The sequence below is a fragment of the Alphaproteobacteria bacterium genome (genome assembly GCA_024244705.1).
In the GTDB taxonomy this organism is placed as follows: Bacteria; Pseudomonadota; Alphaproteobacteria; order JAAEOK01; family JAAEOK01; genus JAAEOK01.
In genome coordinates this window covers 141127-157371 of sequence record JAAEOK010000033.1, presented here as the reverse complement: position 1 = coordinate 157371, position 16245 = coordinate 141127, and the positions used below count along the sequence as shown (strand labels likewise).

16 protein-coding genes are annotated in these 16245 nt (G+C 64.9%); 3 read left to right on the top strand and 13 right to left on the bottom strand.

The annotated features are described in order from the left end of the window. Positions 1-36 precede the first annotated feature (36 nt). From GY791_04125 to GY791_04105, 5 genes are read right to left on the bottom strand one after another with little or no spacing between them, the layout of a single operon-like run. The gene (locus GY791_04125; GenBank protein ID MCP4327609.1) at positions 37-357 is read right to left on the bottom strand and encodes an NHLP leader peptide family natural product precursor; all 321 of its coding nucleotides are present in this window, start codon (positions 355-357) and stop codon (positions 37-39) included. Between the two features lie 56 nt (positions 358-413). Next, entirely contained in the window at positions 414-1412 is a 999-nt protein-coding gene (locus GY791_04120; protein ID MCP4327608.1) for a hypothetical protein, read from the bottom strand. A 13-nt stretch (positions 1413-1425) separates the two neighbouring features. Continuing rightward, positions 1426-2928, bottom strand: a complete 1503-nt coding sequence (locus GY791_04115) for a biotin carboxylase (GenBank protein ID MCP4327607.1) — start codon at positions 2926-2928, stop codon at positions 1426-1428. A gap of 36 nt (positions 2929-2964) precedes the next feature. Then, entirely contained in the window at positions 2965-5760 is a 2796-nt protein-coding gene (locus tag GY791_04110; GenBank protein ID MCP4327606.1) for an aminotransferase class I/II-fold pyridoxal phosphate-dependent enzyme, read from the bottom strand. Positions 5761-5797: 37 nt separating this feature from the next. Next, positions 5798-6757, bottom strand: a complete 960-nt coding sequence (locus tag GY791_04105) for a carbon-nitrogen hydrolase family protein (GenBank protein ID MCP4327605.1) — start codon at positions 6755-6757, stop codon at positions 5798-5800. Between the two features lie 253 nt (positions 6758-7010). Here GY791_04105 and GY791_04100 point away from each other — a divergent pair, with 253 nt between their 5' ends. Further along, complete coding sequence (locus GY791_04100) at positions 7011-7166, top strand: hypothetical protein (protein MCP4327604.1); 156 nt, start codon at positions 7011-7013, stop codon at positions 7164-7166. Positions 7167-7312: 146 nt separating this feature from the next. Here GY791_04100 and GY791_04095 read toward each other — a convergent pair whose 3' ends face one another. The 3 genes from GY791_04095 to GY791_04085 form a co-directional block, all read right to left on the bottom strand. Further along, on the bottom strand, positions 7313-7894 hold the full coding sequence (locus GY791_04095; GenBank protein MCP4327603.1) for a hypothetical protein: 582 nt from the start codon (positions 7892-7894) through the stop codon (positions 7313-7315). A 141-nt stretch (positions 7895-8035) separates the two neighbouring features. Next, positions 8036-8647 (bottom strand): pyridoxamine 5'-phosphate oxidase, encoded by a 612-nt coding sequence (locus tag GY791_04090; protein MCP4327602.1) that lies wholly within the window; start codon positions 8645-8647, stop codon positions 8036-8038. A 67-nt stretch (positions 8648-8714) separates the two neighbouring features. Then, positions 8715-9164, bottom strand: a complete 450-nt coding sequence (locus GY791_04085) for a carboxymuconolactone decarboxylase family protein (protein MCP4327601.1) — start codon at positions 9162-9164, stop codon at positions 8715-8717. A 226-nt stretch (positions 9165-9390) separates the two neighbouring features. Here GY791_04085 and GY791_04080 point away from each other — a divergent pair, with 226 nt between their 5' ends. Continuing rightward, complete coding sequence (locus GY791_04080) at positions 9391-9966, top strand: TetR/AcrR family transcriptional regulator (protein ID MCP4327600.1); 576 nt, start codon at positions 9391-9393, stop codon at positions 9964-9966. 129 nt (positions 9967-10095) lie between these two features. Then, positions 10096-11160: an EamA family transporter gene (locus GY791_04075; protein MCP4327599.1), complete on the top strand. Its 1065-nt coding sequence runs from the start codon at positions 10096-10098 to the stop codon at positions 11158-11160. A gap of 67 nt (positions 11161-11227) precedes the next feature. Here GY791_04075 and GY791_04070 read toward each other — a convergent pair whose 3' ends face one another. From GY791_04070 to GY791_04050, 5 genes are all read right to left on the bottom strand, one after another. Further along, positions 11228-12253 (bottom strand): fatty acid desaturase family protein, encoded by a 1026-nt coding sequence (locus GY791_04070; protein ID MCP4327598.1) that lies wholly within the window; start codon positions 12251-12253, stop codon positions 11228-11230. Between the two features lie 243 nt (positions 12254-12496). Then, complete coding sequence (gene speB / locus GY791_04065) at positions 12497-13474, bottom strand: agmatinase (protein MCP4327597.1); 978 nt, start codon at positions 13472-13474, stop codon at positions 12497-12499. 207 nt (positions 13475-13681) lie between these two features. Continuing rightward, positions 13682-14542, bottom strand: a complete 861-nt coding sequence (locus GY791_04060; protein ID MCP4327596.1) for an alpha/beta fold hydrolase — start codon at positions 14540-14542, stop codon at positions 13682-13684. A 3-nt stretch (positions 14543-14545) separates the two neighbouring features. After that, positions 14546-15160, bottom strand: a complete 615-nt coding sequence (locus GY791_04055) for a TetR/AcrR family transcriptional regulator (GenBank protein ID MCP4327595.1) — start codon at positions 15158-15160, stop codon at positions 14546-14548. Between the two features lie 132 nt (positions 15161-15292). Beyond that, complete coding sequence (locus GY791_04050) at positions 15293-16222, bottom strand: LysR family transcriptional regulator (GenBank protein ID MCP4327594.1); 930 nt, start codon at positions 16220-16222, stop codon at positions 15293-15295. Positions 16223-16245: the final 23 nt, after the last annotated feature.

The following is a 16245-nucleotide window of genomic DNA, read 5'->3' as shown; positions in this document are numbered from 1 at the left end:
CGGCGATTCGCCGTCACCGCCACCGCGCGACGGCGTCTATTCGGGTGCGTCGCCCAAACGCCAGCAGGGATCGCGATGGGTCTGTTCATGCCGGGCGACCCGGTCGAGCGCGTCGTCGCTCAGATGCATCGAGGGCGGAATACACGGCAGGACAACATAGAAGACGTTCTCGGCCTCTTCCGCGATCCTGATTTCGACCCCTTCGGGGATGTCATGGCCCGGCATTGCAGACTTCAGTGCCTCGCCATAGACGCCGCGTGGATCGGCGACGAGGCGACGGCGAAAGTCCGGGTCCTTACGGGCCCGCGCGACCAGTTGCGCATCGAAGCGGCTCCTCTGAAATCGGTTCTCGGTCATTGTTTTCCCTTTGGTTCGACGGGCGCTCGCTACCGGCACCGCGGCGTCCGACTCCGTCACCGCCGCAGCGGGATCACGCTCTCGGCCGGGGCAAAGGTGATGTCGTGGCTGGCATCCTTGAAATCGTCGAACGACAGCCGCCACGTGACACCCGGCCAGCGGTATTCGGCCAGTCCCCGGCGCGGGTAATAGACCGCCGTATAGATGGTGCCATAGCCCTGGGCATAGGCGCGGGTATAGAGCGGCGGCCGGAGAAAGGCGTCGGCCAGCCGGGGCGCGGTCATCGCCGGGTCGGAGAGGCGGAAGGAGAGGAAATTCTCCCGTTCCAGCGTCGCCGTGGCGCGGGCATGGTTGTGCCACTCGACCTCGCCCTGGTGGTTGGTGGCGATCGGGATCTGGCGCACCACGGCCGGCCGGTCGGGCGACAGAAAGGCGGTGACGAATTTGCCGCCGCGGTCGACAACGGTCACGTTGTGGGCCATGAACGATGGCACCCGCGCCAACACCTCGGCCGCCTCGGCGGTTGTCTCGCAGAACTCGAGCAGGTAGCGGACGATGATCGGCACGCCGAAACCGTCGCCCCGCACGCGGCGCCCGCCGAAAGTCAGGCTCACCGCCAGACCGGCCTCGTTGACCCCGTCGAGGGCGCCGATCAGCGAATCGACCATGGCGATCGCGCGCATGCCGTTCCACGACGAATGCAGGATCACACCGTCGGTCGCGCCCGGCGCATAATCGTAGTTGCGGATCAGCACCGGCTCGTCTCCCGGCCACACGACCTGGGAACAGCCGGCGATGTAGCCGGGCGGGTTGTAAAGCGAGAGGAACCGCGCGACCAGGTCCTGGCCGCCGGCGAGTTCGACCAGCCGGTCGTAGGTCGGCGTCAGCCGCGGCATGTGCCGTTCGATCTGGTCGCGGCTTTCGACATAGGTCGCCCGCTGCTCGATGCCCTCGGCCAGGAACCATTCCCGATAGGCCGGCCACAGCCGGTCGAACAGGGCGCGCCATTTCGGCCCGGGCAGATCCTCGTCGATCGACTGAAAGGTGAAGTCCATGCACGCACCGGTTCTAGAGAATCTTGAATGCGCCGGGTTCGAGCCGCGGGGTCAGCGACTTGCCGGCGAACTTATCGCGGAATCCCTTGATCCACTTGCGCGCCCGGTCGTTGAGGCGGAAATTCTTGGTCATCAGCCGGCCACGCGTGATCAGGATACCGAGATCGGCGCCTTCGTAGCGGTAGTCGCCGACGTCGGAAATGCGCAGGAAGAAGGCCTCGTTCTCGCTCGCCACCGCGCGCCGGTGATAGTCGAAGCGTGCAAACTCGACCGAGCCGTCCGGGTTCATGTGGTAGATGCCCGATTGCGGCGCGGCGGTCAGGATGTCGACCGAATCATCGGTGTGCTTGATCACCGCCTGGCTCCAGCTGTCGATGTTTTCGGCGTCGGCCCAGCGCCCGTTGACCGCATCGATGTCGAGCTCGAAATCGATGCCCGAGAATTCCAACAGGTGGAACAGGAACAGCGGCGCGTCGGCGTGGGCGAAGGCGGCGTGATTGGTCATCGAGCTGGCGCCGGTGACCCGCGGGTTGAGCTCGCCAAGCCAGATGTCGCCGGTGTCCTGGTCGATCAGGAAGTCGAGCTCGAAATAGCCGCGATAGCCGGTCTTGCGCAGTTCTTCGCCGAACTTGAAGGTCAGGTCGCGCGCCGTCTGACGGATTTGCGGGGTGAACGCCTCGGCGAAGATTTCGTTGCCGCACCAGCCGCCCTTGTAGGGCGTCAACTCGCGGAACCCAACCAGCTCGGTCATCAGCGGCCCGACGATGGTGCCCTTTTTCGTCGTGCAGGCCTCGATCGCCGACCCACGGCAGCGGATGCGCTTCATGATCTTGACCTCGCCGGCGGTGACGATTTCGTCGGCGTGGCGCTTCCAATCGCCTTCGTTGGAAATGAAGAAGGTGGTGTGGCCCGAATCGCCGTAAGCGGACTGGATGACGAGATCTTCGCCGAGCTTCTTGGCCTTGGCGCGCAGGTCCGCGTAGTCCTCGACTTTGGCCAGGATGTTGGGGACGCTCGGCACGCCGGCCCGGTCGCCGATGCGCACGGTCTCGATCTTGTCGTCGACCCGGTTGCGCAGCTTGGCCTTGGGGAACCACACCTGCATGCCGGCGCGGCGCGCCAACTGCTCGGTCTTCTGGTCGAACATCAGGAACGCCGCCTTCGGGTTGCGCCCCCCGGCCTTGATGTAATCCAACACTTCCTTGTGCTGGAGCATGTAGTTGTTGATGTCCTCGATGCTCTCGAACTCCTGGTGCGGCGCCTCGCTGGGAACGAACGTGTTGGGGTGGCGGCCGTCGTAACAATCCAGGTAGTTGACGTATTTGAAATTGCGGCACCATTCATCCATGCCGAGCAGGTTGAAGTTGGTCGCGCTGATGAAATAGATCGGCGTTTCGTTGCGGTGGAAATAGCGCCGGATATCGGAAATGCCGTTGAGTTTCTTGCGCCGTGACCGCGGCCGGGCAGCGGATTTTGCAGGCTTCTTCGACGTCGATTTCTTGGCCGCCACGTTCATCTCCCTTGTTATTCGGCCCCGCTGGGCGTGCGCGCCCTATTCCGCCGCTTTCGGCGGTGCCGGTTGCAATATTTCGTCGAGCGCTTCCGGACGGAAGACACGGAGACCGAGCTCCGGTCGGTAGCCGTGGATCTCCTTGACGTCGAGCGCCCGCATGAAGGCCAGGATCTCGGCGCTGACCACTTGGCCCGGGACCAGGATCGGGAATCCGGGCGGATAGGGGATGACGAACATCGCCGATACCACCTCGCCGCCGTCGCCGATGATGCGGTCGATGGCGTCGTCCTCGATCGGCATGTAGTCGCAATGTTCATCGTCATAGGCGAGGAAGAATGCCCGCCGAATATCGCCCTCCGGCGTCGCGCCGCCGGGGTCGGGCCGGAAGGCGTCGTGGAAGCGGCTGAAATCGGGCAGCGGCGGCAGGTCTTCGGTCAACGATCGCACCCGCCGCCGGTGGACCCGCTGCTCGGCCGCGCTGGCGTCGCCGAGCTGCTCGTCGAGATCGTTGGCGATATTGACCAGGACCTCGATGAGGTAGGCGACCGAGCTTCGCGTGGTGCCGATGTTGGTCATGAACAGCACGGTATTGCGCGACGTCTTGTTGATCTGGATGCCGTGCTTGTCCATCAGGTAGCGGTTCTTGAAGGTATCGCCGTCGACCCCGACATCGCCGACGAACAGGGTCAGGCGGGTCGCGTCGAGGGCGAACTCGTCGTTGGCCCAGGCTTCCCAAATGCGCGACCAGCCGTCTTCGGGATCGTAGTATTTGGTGATCCCCGACCCGCGATACTGTTCCGGGATCATGTTTTCGACGGTGAGGACCCGGAAATACTTGCGCAGCAGCGGATGGCTCATCACCTTCTGCCGCAGCACCATCGCCATCTCGACCTGTTTCTGGACCAGCTCGAAACCCTCGAGCTCGACCTGGCGGCGGCCGAGATCGAGCGAGGCGATGATCTGGTAGTTGGGCGATGTCGAGGTGTGGGTCATGTAGGCTTCGTGGAACGAATCCTCGACCTTGGTGCTGAAGTGCTGATCGTAGACATGGATCATCGATCCCTGGCGTAGCGAGGTCAGCGTCTTGTGGGTCGATTGGCAGGCATAGACGCGGACCACGGCCCGGTCGGGGTCGGGCATCAACGCGCGATCGAGCCAAGTCGCGTCGTCGTCGGGGTCGAGGGCATCGTGTTCGCGGCGGAAGTCGTCATAGGCGGCGCGGTATTCGTCGCTCTTCAAGCGTTCGCAGAGCCGCTCGGCGGTCCACATCGCCGTGCGCTGGCGATAGGTCGGGCCGAAGCGGGCGAAGCCGAACCACGCCTCGTCCCACAGGAAGACCAAGTCGCGCTTGATGGCCAGGCATTCCATCATCACCCGTTCGACGTTGTAGACGATGCCGTCGAAGGTGCAATTGGTCAGCAGCAGCATCTTGACGCGGTCGAGCTTTCCCGCGTGCTTGAGGCGCAGCAAAGCGTGCTTGATTTCACGCAGCGGCACCGCGCCGTACATCGAATATTGGTCGAGCGGGTAGGAATCGAGATAGACGACATGGGCGCCCGACAGGACCATGCCGTAATGGTGGGATTTGTGGCAGTCGCGATCGACCAGGACGATGTCGCCGGGCTGCACCAAGCCCTGGACGACGATCTTGTTGCAGGTCGAGGTGCCGTTGGTGGCGAAATAGGTACGCCGGGCGCCGAACGCACGTGCCGCCGATTCCTGCGCCTTCTTGATCGGGCCGTGCGGGTCGAGCAGCGAATCGAGCCCGCCCGAGGTGGCCGACGTTTCGGCGAGGAAGATGTTGAGGCCATAGAACTCGACCATGTCGCGGATCCAATGCGACTTGGTGATCGACTTGCCGCGCGAGATCGGCATGGCGTGGAAGACGCCGGTCGGCTGCCGGCTGTATTCGCGGAGCGCGTTGAAGAACGGGGTCTCCCAGCGCTCGTTGATGCCGCGCAGGATGTTGAGGTGGAGCTCGAAGTAATCCTCTTGATTGTAGAACACCCGGCGGCAGTTCTCGGTCACCCTTCCGGCCACGTCCTCGACCGAACGGTCGGTGACCAGGTAGACGTCGAGTTCGGGCCGCACCTTGCCGATGCATTTGGCCAGCTGCGGTCCGTATTCGTCGGGCGGCAGGTCCGATAGCTTGTCGGCATCGACCCGTGTCAGATAGCGGTGGAGCAGCGCCATGTTGTGCTGCGATTTCAGCGGGAAGCCGTAGCGCGCGACGACCGCCTGGAGGTTGTGGTTGTGGAGCACCGCGATGATCGCATCCTCGAAGCTCGGCACGACTACCGCTTCATAGATGAAGCGGTCCTCGTCGCGCCGCATTTTGCGCAGGCTGTGCCGGACCGCCTGCTCCTGTGCCAGGTTCAGCTTGTCGACGATGAGGACCTCGAAATAGGGCCGCGCATGGACCGATTCCTCGGTCGATTCGGTACTCAGGTTGGTGTCGTCGTCCTCCTCGATTTCGCCGTGCAGCCCAAGCGGGATCGTCTTTTGGCGATAGGCGTTGCTCATCAAGGCGCGCACGATACGCGCGACCACCCGGGCCAGAATCTCGTGCTCGCCGCTGTCGAGAAGCCGGCGCAACTCGCTGAACGCCAGGCGGCCGGGAAAGGCCCAGTAGCCCTCGATCGGGCCGAGCAGTTTCAACAGGTCGATGATCTGCAGCTTGAGTTGATCGGCGCTCGGCGCGCTGTCACCGCGTTCGACGAGCAGCGCCGTCGCCGATTTGAGCCGGCTCCACGAATCGGCGCGGAGCTGGGACGCGTTGTAGTATTCGCTGAGAGCCGGGCCGGTCTGCACAACCGATTGGTCGTCATTTGGCATATCGGTTTTCCGCCGTAGCCGAAGGTTACGTAGCGCTCTAGCCCACTTTCTTGGACGTGCCGTCGATCACTTCGAAGGGTCCCGCCGCGCTCGGTTCGTCGGCATCGGCGGCGGCCTCGTCGGCATGTTCGCCGAGTCCGGCGCGCGTGCCCCGCGCCGGCATGGCGAGGGGCCCCAGTGTGTCGAGGTATTCGAAACCCGGCGCATCGCGCCGGTAGACGGGAAATTCAACCCGCCGATCGCGGAAACTCTTCAGCGGTTGTCCGAGGCTGCGCAAGCCGGTCTCACGCTGGCGGCGGACCTGAGCGAGGTCGATCTCGATCGGGATCAATTCCTCCTGGCCGGCCGCCTGATAGAGCAAGGTGCCGGCCGGGTCGAAGACCGCGGACCGGCCATAGCCGCCGGCGCCGAGGCCGTTGATGTCGAAGACATAACATTGGAACATGGCCGCGGTCGCGCGGGCGATGCAAACCTCGACATCGCGCTCGATAGTGCCGGTGAGAACCGGGTGCAGCAGTACCTCGACGCCCATGGCAGCCAGCGTCCGCGTGGTCTCCGGGAACCAGATATCGTAGCAGATCGAGACTCCGAAACGGCCGACCTTGGGGACGTCGAAGGCGAGGAATTTGGTGCCCGGCGTGACACCCTGTTCGTAGGGTGCGAACGGAAACAGCTTGCGGTGGCGGCCGGCGATGCCGCCGTCGGGCGAGAACACGGTCGAGGTATTGTAGAGCTCATCGCCGGCGTGCTCGAACATCGATCCGGAAACCAGCCAGATGCCGTGGTGGCGCGCCCACGACGCCATCGCCTCTTCGGTTCGCTCGAACGACCCGGCGTGGGCCGGTATCGGGCCAAATGCCGCAAGTTCGCTGAAGACCGCCATCTGCACCCAGGGAAACCGGGCCATGAGAAGGTCGAGCTGCCGTTTCATGTGACTGACATTCTCGTGCGCCGCTGCGACATGCATTTGGATTCCGCCGATGGCAAAAGGCGTCATTCAGGTCCCCTCGAATACCAGTCAAACTGCGGCCCATCATAGGCGAGTTAAGGCGAAAGTCTATTGCCCACGCCGTGCGCGCGGGGACGGCGACGGCACCGGCCGGGCCCCTGCGTCGGCGGCGCCGGGAAGGCGCTCATCGTTCCATGCAATTTGTGCATTGCACTATTGATGAAATTACGTGGGACAAAGACGTCCGGAGTGTTTATGTGCATCGCAACAAAGACGTTACCCGAATTTGACGGAGGGCGAAATGACCTACAAATCGACACCAATCCAGGCCTCGGGCGTACCCCCCTTCGCGGGCGTGGTAACCGTCCCCGGCGAATACTTTATGCCGCTCGTCGATGCGGCGGTGGCTGTGGCCGCTTGGTGCGTCCGCAAGACGGGTGCCCTCGTCCGCCGCTAAACCGACGCGATTTCCGGCCGGTGCCGTCGGCCGATCAAAGAAGCGCCCCCGGGCGTGACACCGGGGGCGCTCTTGTTGTGCGGTCGTTGGGGGGACCGCATGGGGACGCCGGGTAGGCGGTTCAGGTCACCGCCCGTTGTGCGAGATCAGTCGAAACGCCGGTTCCGGTTCGACCAGCGAAATCCCTGATTGCTCCAGGGATTGAAGCCGAATGCCTGGTTTTTGCGCCACTGCTTCTTCTTGAATGCGTGCTTCCTGGCTTTCTTGTTCTTGAAGCCCGACTTGTTCTTTCCGCCCTCGAAACCGAACTGGCCGTGGCGGTTGTTGAAGCCATACTGGCCGTTGCGGTTGTTGGAGCCGAACTGGCCGCGGCGGTTGTTGTAGCCGAACTGGCCGTTGCGGTTGTTGAAGCCGAATTCCTGGCCGCGGCGGACGAAGCCGTAGGGCTGGCCGTTCCACGGATTGAGGAAGCGGCCGTTGGGCGTCGCATGCTGGAATGGCGCGCCGTTGGGATGGGTCCAATTCAGCCTGTGGTCGGGGATCTGGCCACGCTGGACGGTGACGCCGTTGTTGGGCCATTGGCGCGTTTGACCACCGAACGGCGCGTTCGAGCGGAAATCCTGGCGAAAACCGTCGCGCTCGCTGTCGGCGTTGGCCGGCCCGGCGCCGGCCAAGGCCGTCGCGCCGAGCGCCGCCATGGCGATCATGAGTGTCGCGATTCGTCGCATGATACGTGCTCCCGTGGTTGGGGGACGATGTCTTGGGCCAGGGAGTAGCAGCGCCCACCTGAACGGCGGATGAACGGTTTGGATCCGCGGCTGCCGAATGCCGGCCACCGCCCGCCGGAAATAATGCAAGTCCTTGTGCAGTCAGTCTTTCGGCGCCCGCAGCGCCTCGATTTCCGTCTCCAGATCGGCGATGCGCTGCTGCAACTTCTGCACCGCGCCGGCGATCTCGGGCTCGGTAAAGCGCCGGGTGATGTGCTGCGGGCAATTGACATCCCAGGCTTCGATCGCGAACACCAGGGCGCGCTCGGGACGGCCACCGTAATCGGGGTCGCCGAGACTTTCGAGCAGGGCGGGATCGTCGTCGACCCGACCGCGGGCCCAGATCTTGACCCGCTGCTGGTTGGCGTAGTCCATCAGGAACAGGAACACCTGGCCGTTCTCGGCCAGGTTGCCGATGGTGATGTATTGGCGATTTCCGCTGAAATCGGCGATCGCCAGGGTTCGGTCGTCGACCACGCGGAGGAAACCCTTGGGCCCGCCGCGGTGCTGGATGTAAGGCTGGCCTTCGGCGTTGCAGGTCGCGAGATAGAACGAGTCGCGCGCGGCGATGAAGGCCGCGAGATCGGCGCTCACCGTCTGCGGCCAATCACGACGCACGGCCACCTTGCGGTAGCCCGCGCGAGAGCCATGCCGCTCCTGTTCCGCCTTGACCGCGGCCGTGAACGCGATATCGCTGATGAATTCTCGTGCCATGGCGGCGCGCTCCCTTTTCCGGGACGGGCGCCGGCGGCCCAAGACGACCGGCCAGCGCCCGATTTATTCACTCCGCAGCCGCCTGAGGCCGGCTCGCGACATAGGGGAAATCTACTTCGGTGCCGGCGACATGGTTGAAATAATTGGTGAAGATGTTGACCGCGGTAACCAACACCACCTCCACCAGTTCGCCGTCGCTGGAGGCACCGGCCAGATTGGCGACGAGTTCTGCGTTGTCGAGGCCGGCGCCCTGCCCCGCCGCGGTATGAGCGGAGGCGCAATAATCGCACCCGTTGATGCCGGCGACGGTAAGCGCGATCGATTCGCGGTGGGCCGCCGTCAGGGTGGTGTTCTTGAGCGACCGGCCGAGGCCCAGATAGGCCTCGAGCACCGCCGGCGAGTGGGCGAATGTGCGGAATAGATTGGGCGTGAAGCCGAGGGTCGCGGCGACGCCGTCGAGCGATCGCTGGACATTCGGTCGGGCATTCTCGGCGGTAACGGGTCCGATACGGGGCATGGAATCCTCCTGATCGGTGAATTGTTGCAAGGCGCGAGACGACGGCCACGGCCGCTGAGCCGCAATGTTATAGGATATATAGACAGGTCGTTCTGTTTTCAAGACCGGCGTGTCCTTACTCAGAACATAAGAATCCTAGATATCCGGGCACGGTCAGCGCAAATATCTGCTTTTCACGAAAAACTGAACATGCTATAAAACAGAATAGTTCGTCTAAGGAGGCCCAATGTCGCTGTCCAAACGAGACCAGTTGGTCGCGGCCGCCACCCGGCTGTTCTGCCGCGAGGGGTTCCACGCCACCGGGGTCGATCGCATCCTCGAGGAGGCCGGGGTCGCCAAGATGACCCTCTACAATCATTTCCGCAGCAAGGACGACCTGATCCTCGAGGTTTTGTCCGCCCGCAGCGCGGCCTTTCGCGACTGGGCCTTCGCCGAAGTCGCGCGCCGGGCGGACGCGCCGCGGGACCGTTTGCTTGCCTTTTTCGATGTCCTCGATGAGTGGTTTCATCACGGCGATTTTCGCGGCTGCGCTTTTGTCAATGCGGCTGCCGAATACGGCGATCCGAATTCGCCGCCCCATCGTGCCGCCGCCGAGCACAAGCATGCCGTCGGCGCCTACCTCCGCGATCTCGCCGCCGCCGCCGGCGCCGCCGACCCGGCGCGGCTCGCCGAAGAGCTGATGCTGTTGGTCGAAGGCGCCATCAGCCTGGCCCATGTCGCCGGCCGCAAGAGCGCTGCCCGCCGCGCCAAGGCGGTGGCCCGTATCGTCATCGACGAGGCGCTGGCGAAGCAGGCCGCCTAGCGCTCACTATTGGGCCCGGGGCATGCCCTGGCGGCCGGCACGGAACCTATTCAATCCAATGCGAGAAGGCGTTAGGGTGCGGCCCTTCACACCTCGGTCCGGCCGCGCCTAGACGGTTTTGGAGCGCGCATGGGTCTCCGCGATACTTTCCTCGCCATCCTCGTCGCCACTCTCTGGGGTCTTGGCTTCACCCTCGCCAAGGCGGGGCTCGATCAGTTTCCGCCGATCCTGATGATGGCGTTGCGGTTCACCATCACCGCGCTGGTGTTGGTGTGGTTCGTCAAGCCGCCATGGCGGTTGACCGGCTGGATCTTTCTGATCGCGCTGATTTCGGGGGCGCTCCAATACAGCCTCACGTTCAATGGCCTGGCCCGCCTCGACGCCTCGACCGCGGTCCTGGTGGTCCAGCTCGAGGTGCCGTTCGCGGCGCTGCTGGCGACCCTATTCCTCAAGGAGCATTTCGGCTGGCGCCGCTTCGTCGGCCTCGTCCTGGCCTTCGCCGGCGTCGTCATGATCGGCGGCGAGCCAAAGGTGCAAGGCAATTTGATGCCGGTCTTCCTGGTCATGGGCGGCGCCTTCTTCTGGGCCTGCGGCCAGGTCATGGTGCGGGCGATCGGCCAGGTCGGGGGCTTCACGCTGATCGCCTGGGTCGCGGTCTTCGCCACCCCTCAACTTTATGTCGCCTCCTACCTGTTCGAATCGAACCAGATCGAGGTCATCCGCAACGCCAGCCTCGAGGCCTGGGGCGTGGTGCTCTATCTGGCCCTCGTCATGACCGCCCTCGGTTACGGTATATGGTACCACCTGCTGGGCAAGCACCCGGTCAATCTGGTCATGCCGTTCCTGCTGCTGCTGCCGGTCCTGTCGGTCATTTTCAGCATCCTGCTCCTCAACGAAAGCCCGACCTGGCTGATCCTCGGCGGCGGCGTCGTCGTCATTCTCGGCGTGGCGATCATCGAATCCGAACACAGCGCCGCCCGCCGCAGCCGCCGGCGGAAGGCCAAGCGTCTGACCGCGGACGATGCGGCCGCCGCGGCGCGCGCCTATCGCGGCGCATTGGAGACCGGCGCCACCGAGGCGACCGCCCTCGATACCGCGGTCATGGTCTATCGCATCGCCAATATCGAGGTCTCGGAAACCGACGCACGGACCCTCCTTGCCGGGTATCTCGCCGACGGCGCGTCGTCGCGTTAGGCGATTGTCCGGCTCTCGTCGGATCGCTTCGGCGCGGGTCTCGCGGTCATCGCGGGTGGGTGGAAAATCAGGCCGGATGCGCTTCGTGCGGGCGTCGCGGATCGGCGAAGACGCGCCCCGCAGTGTCGAAAAAGTGCCGCACCTCGGCGCCGTCGAGCAGACCCCGTCTTGCCATCTCTCGGTGGCACGCCGCCAGGTTGTAGTGGGGGACCGCCGGATACATGTGATGCTCGACGTGGTAATTGACGTCGTGCGGGAACAGCAGCCAGCGCAGCCAAAACGGCCCCAAATTGGTTCGTGCCGCGGTCAGGGGCGACGATAGGTCGGTGACCGCGCCGTGCTCGCAGATCGCGCGAAACCGCAGGATCGGCTGCAACAAGGTCACCAGCGGCACTATCCACAGAATGACGTAGAACCATCCCCAACCGGTGGCGAAGGCGATGATCGGCATGCCGATATGGAAGCCGGCGACGGCCCAGCGGTCGTTGAGCGCCGCCGACCGCAACGCCGGGGCGGTGTCGTCGAGGGGCCGGTTCAGCGCGTCGCGCTGGTCGTTTGGTGCCGGTGCGCCGAAGAAATAGGCATAGGTCTTGTAGGCGGTGAGCCCGACCGTGTCCTTGGCCAGTTTGCGTGCCAGATAGGCCCGGCCCCGGGGGTAGCCGGCGTGAATCGGGATATCCGGATCCTGCGGCTCGTAGAGGTGGTTGTGGTGCAGCCGGTGAACGACGCGATAGGCGCACATCGATATGCCGATCACCGTGCCGCAGGCGCGGCCGACCAGGTCGTTCAGCCATCGCGTTTTGTACAAACGGTAATGGGCGGCGTCGTGGGCGAGTATGAAAAAGGCCTGCTGGCGGGACGCGATCAGCACCATCGCCGGCAGCACCGCCCACCACGTCCAGAAATAGGCGCCAAAGGCGACGAAGACCGCCGTCGCGGCGACGGTCTCGGCGACCGATAGGGTCGCCCGCGCGGGGTCGATGATGGTTAGCCGCTTGACGATATCGGCCGGCAGGCTGCGCCGGCGGAGGTCATCGCGAAACTCCCGTCCGCGATCCGCGCCGCCACCGCCAAGGCTTGCGTTCCCGGCCATGATCGGACTATAGCACGTCGCAATGCTGGCGATCGGCGATACAATCGTGCCGGTTTCCCGGGTTCGCCACCGGGCGGCTAGTGGAAAGAGAGGGGCAGATGAACTTTTGGCAATGGTGGTCGGAACAATCGGCCTTCAACAGAATGGGGCTTAGCGTCGTCGGTGCGGTGATCGTCATCGCCATCATCGCCGTTCTGGCCGGATAGGCCGGCGCCGTCGATTCACGGCGCGGACGGCCGGCCGCTATTCCGCCACCTCTTTGAGTTGGCGCCGCGCCGCGACGGCATCGGCGATGACGCACAGGATCTCGAACATCATCGACGCGCCGACCAGGGCCGTGTTGCCGCTGGGGTCGAAGGGCGGCGCCACCTCGACGACGTCGCCGCCGACGAGGTCGAGGCCCTGCAGGCCACGGATCATCAGCTGCGCCTCCAAGGTCGTGAACCCGCCGACCTCCGGCGTTCCGGTACCGGGGGCATAGACCGGATCGAGGCCGTCGACATCGAAGCTGATATAGGTCGGGCCGTCGCCGACGACGCGCCGTGCCTCGGCGATGACGGCATCCACGCCCATTTTGTAGAATTCCTCGATATAGATGACGCGCATGCCCGAATCGTGGCTGAACTTCCACACGTCGGGGTCGTTGAGCGGTCCGCGGATTCCGATCTGGATGGTTCGTTGGGGATCGAGATAACCTTCCTCGACGGCGCGGCGGAACGGCGCCCCGTGATGAAACTTCGACCCCAGATAATCGTCGCCGGTGTCGCAATGGGCATCGAAGTGGACCATTCCCAGCGGCCGGTCGCGACCGAGGGCGCGGAACACCGGCAGCGTCACCGAATGGTCGCCGCCGGCCGAGATCGGCACCACATTGGCGTCCTGGATGCGGTGATAGAAGGCGGCGATCTCGTCGAGCGCGCCTTCGAGCGTAAACGGCCTTTCGACCCAAGCGTCGCCAACGTCGCGGACGCGGCAAACGTCGAACGGCCGCAGGCCCGTCGCCTGGTTGATCTTGCGTATCAGACTCGATTGGTTGCGAATCTCGCGCGGACCGTGTCGGGCGCCGGTGCGGTTGGTCACGCCGCCGTCGAAAGGAATGCCGATCAGCGCAATGTCGATGTCGTCGAGGTCCTCCGAGTAGGGGCAGCGCATAAAAGTCGGCAGGCCGGTATAGCGTGGCCGGACCTGCGGGTCGTCCCGTTGATCGGCGAGGTCGGACATAGTGGGTACTCCCTGGAAACCAAGCATAAGATAGTCCGCCGTCACGGTCTGGGGAAGTGGTGAGAGGTCGGGGTCGATTGGACGGCGCGATTTCACCCGGGCGCACGTCGTAGGCTTGGGAAATCCGCCACGCCAGCGACGGCTCGATCGTCGCCGAGGCTTGGCAATGGACCTGCTGCGCGAGGTCCGTCCGGGCGCGGCCGGCGCCTATCGTTCGATGTCGTGCCGAACAGCCGAGCCGTTGAGAAACGCCGCCGCGCTGTCGACGACGTCAGGGTCGTCGAGGGTGCCGAGGTGTCCCAGTCCCTGCGTGGTGATCAACCTGGCGCGGGGCGCCGCATCGGCGACGGATGCGCCGTCTCGCCACGGCACCGTCGGGTCGTTGCGGTCGTGAACGACCAGGACGCGCGCCTCGATATCGGCGATCAGGTTATCGAGCGCCAGCCGGTCCCAGGACAGGCCGAGCCGCCGCTCGAGTCGCCGTCGCATCGGTGCGTCGACCGACCCGGGCAGGCCGAGCGCCACGCGCAAGTCGCGCGCATGACCGCCCATGGTTCGGGGCGGGGCGATCAGCACCATGGCGTCGAGGGCGAGGCCGGTCGTGGCGGCAAACGCCAAGGCGGGCGCGGCACAGGCGTGGGCGACGGCACCGTGCAGCGGGCCCACAATGCCGGCGACCGCCAGGATTGCCGCCGCATAGTCGACGAGGTCGGTGGTCGTGCCGTCGGAATCGCCATGCGCCGGGGCGTCGAGCGCGACGACACGGAACCCCGCCGCGACCAGCGGGTCGACAAAAGCCTTGAGCTGGGCCGCATAGCCGTCCCAGCCGTGGAGCAACAGTATAGCCGGTCCGCGGGTTCCCCATTGCCAGGCCTGCAGCCAACCGCCGTTATGGGGCACGCGGAAGCGATGGCCCGCCGCCATGATCGGGTCCGCCTCGGTGAGCACGAAGGGCCGCGTCGGACTGGTCAGGTGGCGTTCCAGCCAGCGGGCGCCGATTCCGGGCAGGACATGGCCCAGCACCAGCGGCGCCGCACGGGTGATCGCATTTCCTCTGGTCGTCATCATGGGTCAGGCCGTTGCTGTCAATGGGGTGGTTGATTTGGCCCTGTCCAACAGAGCCTCGAATGAGCGCCGAGCGCGGGTCTCGGCGTCGGGATCCCGCAACAGCCGGTGGGCGTGATAGCAGCCAAGGATGATGGCATGAAGCTCGTGGGCGAATTGATGGGGATCGAAATCCGGGCGCAGGTCGCCGGTGGCACGGGCGCGGTCAGCGAGGCGCGCGATTCGCTCGTGCCAATTGCGCTGCATGGTGACCAGGACATCGCGGACCGCGCCCTCGCGGTCGTCGAATTCGATCGCCGCGGTCTGGAACACGCAGCCGCCCGGCAGGTCGGAGGCCTTGCCCCAGGCGAGCCAGTTCTCGAACAGCGCGCGGAGACGCGGCAGGCCCGCAGGGGTGCGTCGGAGCGGCACCATGACGTCCCGCGTAAAACGCTCGGCGGCGGCATCGAGGACGGCGATCTGAAGCTTCTCCTTGGAGCCGAAATGGAGGAACAGACCGCTCTTGGACAGACCGGTCTCGGCAGCCAGGCCGCCGATCGTCAGACCATCGAGGCCAACCACGCTGGCCAACCGGAGGGCTCGGTCGAGTATGGCGTGACGGGTTTTTGCGCCTTTGTTCATTTTTAAAGAATAACACGATCGTTCGTATATTGCAATTGAAAAATTTACATTGAAAACGATCGTACGTTTTATTCTGCAGTGACGGGAGATCCCGTTCGCGGCGACCGCAGGGCAACGCGGGCCGGCCGAGCGCTAGGTTTCAGCTGCCGCCGCACCGTGCGACCGCGCCTCGCCGAGGACCCAGTCGAAGAACGCCTGGGCGCTCCTGGTCGGGGCGCCGCCGCGGGGCGTCACCAGGTAGACCGCCAATCCCTTGCTCAAGGCGGCATCGAGCGGCCGCACCAGGGCTCCCGCGCTCAGCAGACCGTCGAGGATGTGGCTGAAACCGAGGGCCAGGCCCTGGCCGTCGAGGGCGGCCTGGATCACGTTGGCGTAACTGTCGAAGCCGAGCACATGGAGTGGGCCGTCGGGTTCGACCTTGGCGTCGCGCAGCCACCATTGCCAATCCTCCACCGCGTGCACCTCGCCGTCGAGGTTCAGCAAGGTATGGCGCGTCAGGTCGGCGGGACGCGCAATCGGCGGTCCGGATGCCAGGTAGTCAGGCGTGCAGACCGGAAAAGATTCGATGTCGAAGAGGCGCGTGCTGATGACGCCCGGCCAGTCGCCGTCGCCATAGCGGAGGCCGACGTCGATGCCTTCGTTCGCCAGATCGAGGGGCGCGTCGGAAACCACCACCCGTATTTCGGTGTTTGGTTGGCGGGCGCGAAATTTGGGCAGCCGCGGGGTCAGCCAGAAAGATGCCAGGGCGATGGTGGCCGAGATCGTGACCCGAGCCGGGCCGCTGGTGCGGCGCACCGCGCCGGTGGCGCGGGCGATTTCCTCGAGGCTGCGCTGGACATCGCCAAGAAAGACCTCGCCGGCCTTGGTCAATTTCAGCGCCCGGTGCAAGCGGACGAAGAGCCGGATACCCAGGTGCCGTTCCAGCGACCGGATTTGACGGCTGACGGCCTCGCGGCTGACGTGCAGTTCCTCCCCGGCGAGGGTGAAACTGAGATGGCGGGCGGCGACTTCGAAGGCGACCAGGCTGTTTAGCGGGGGTAATCGCGCGCGCAGGCTTTGCATGACTAAAATGTTACGCAAGACGC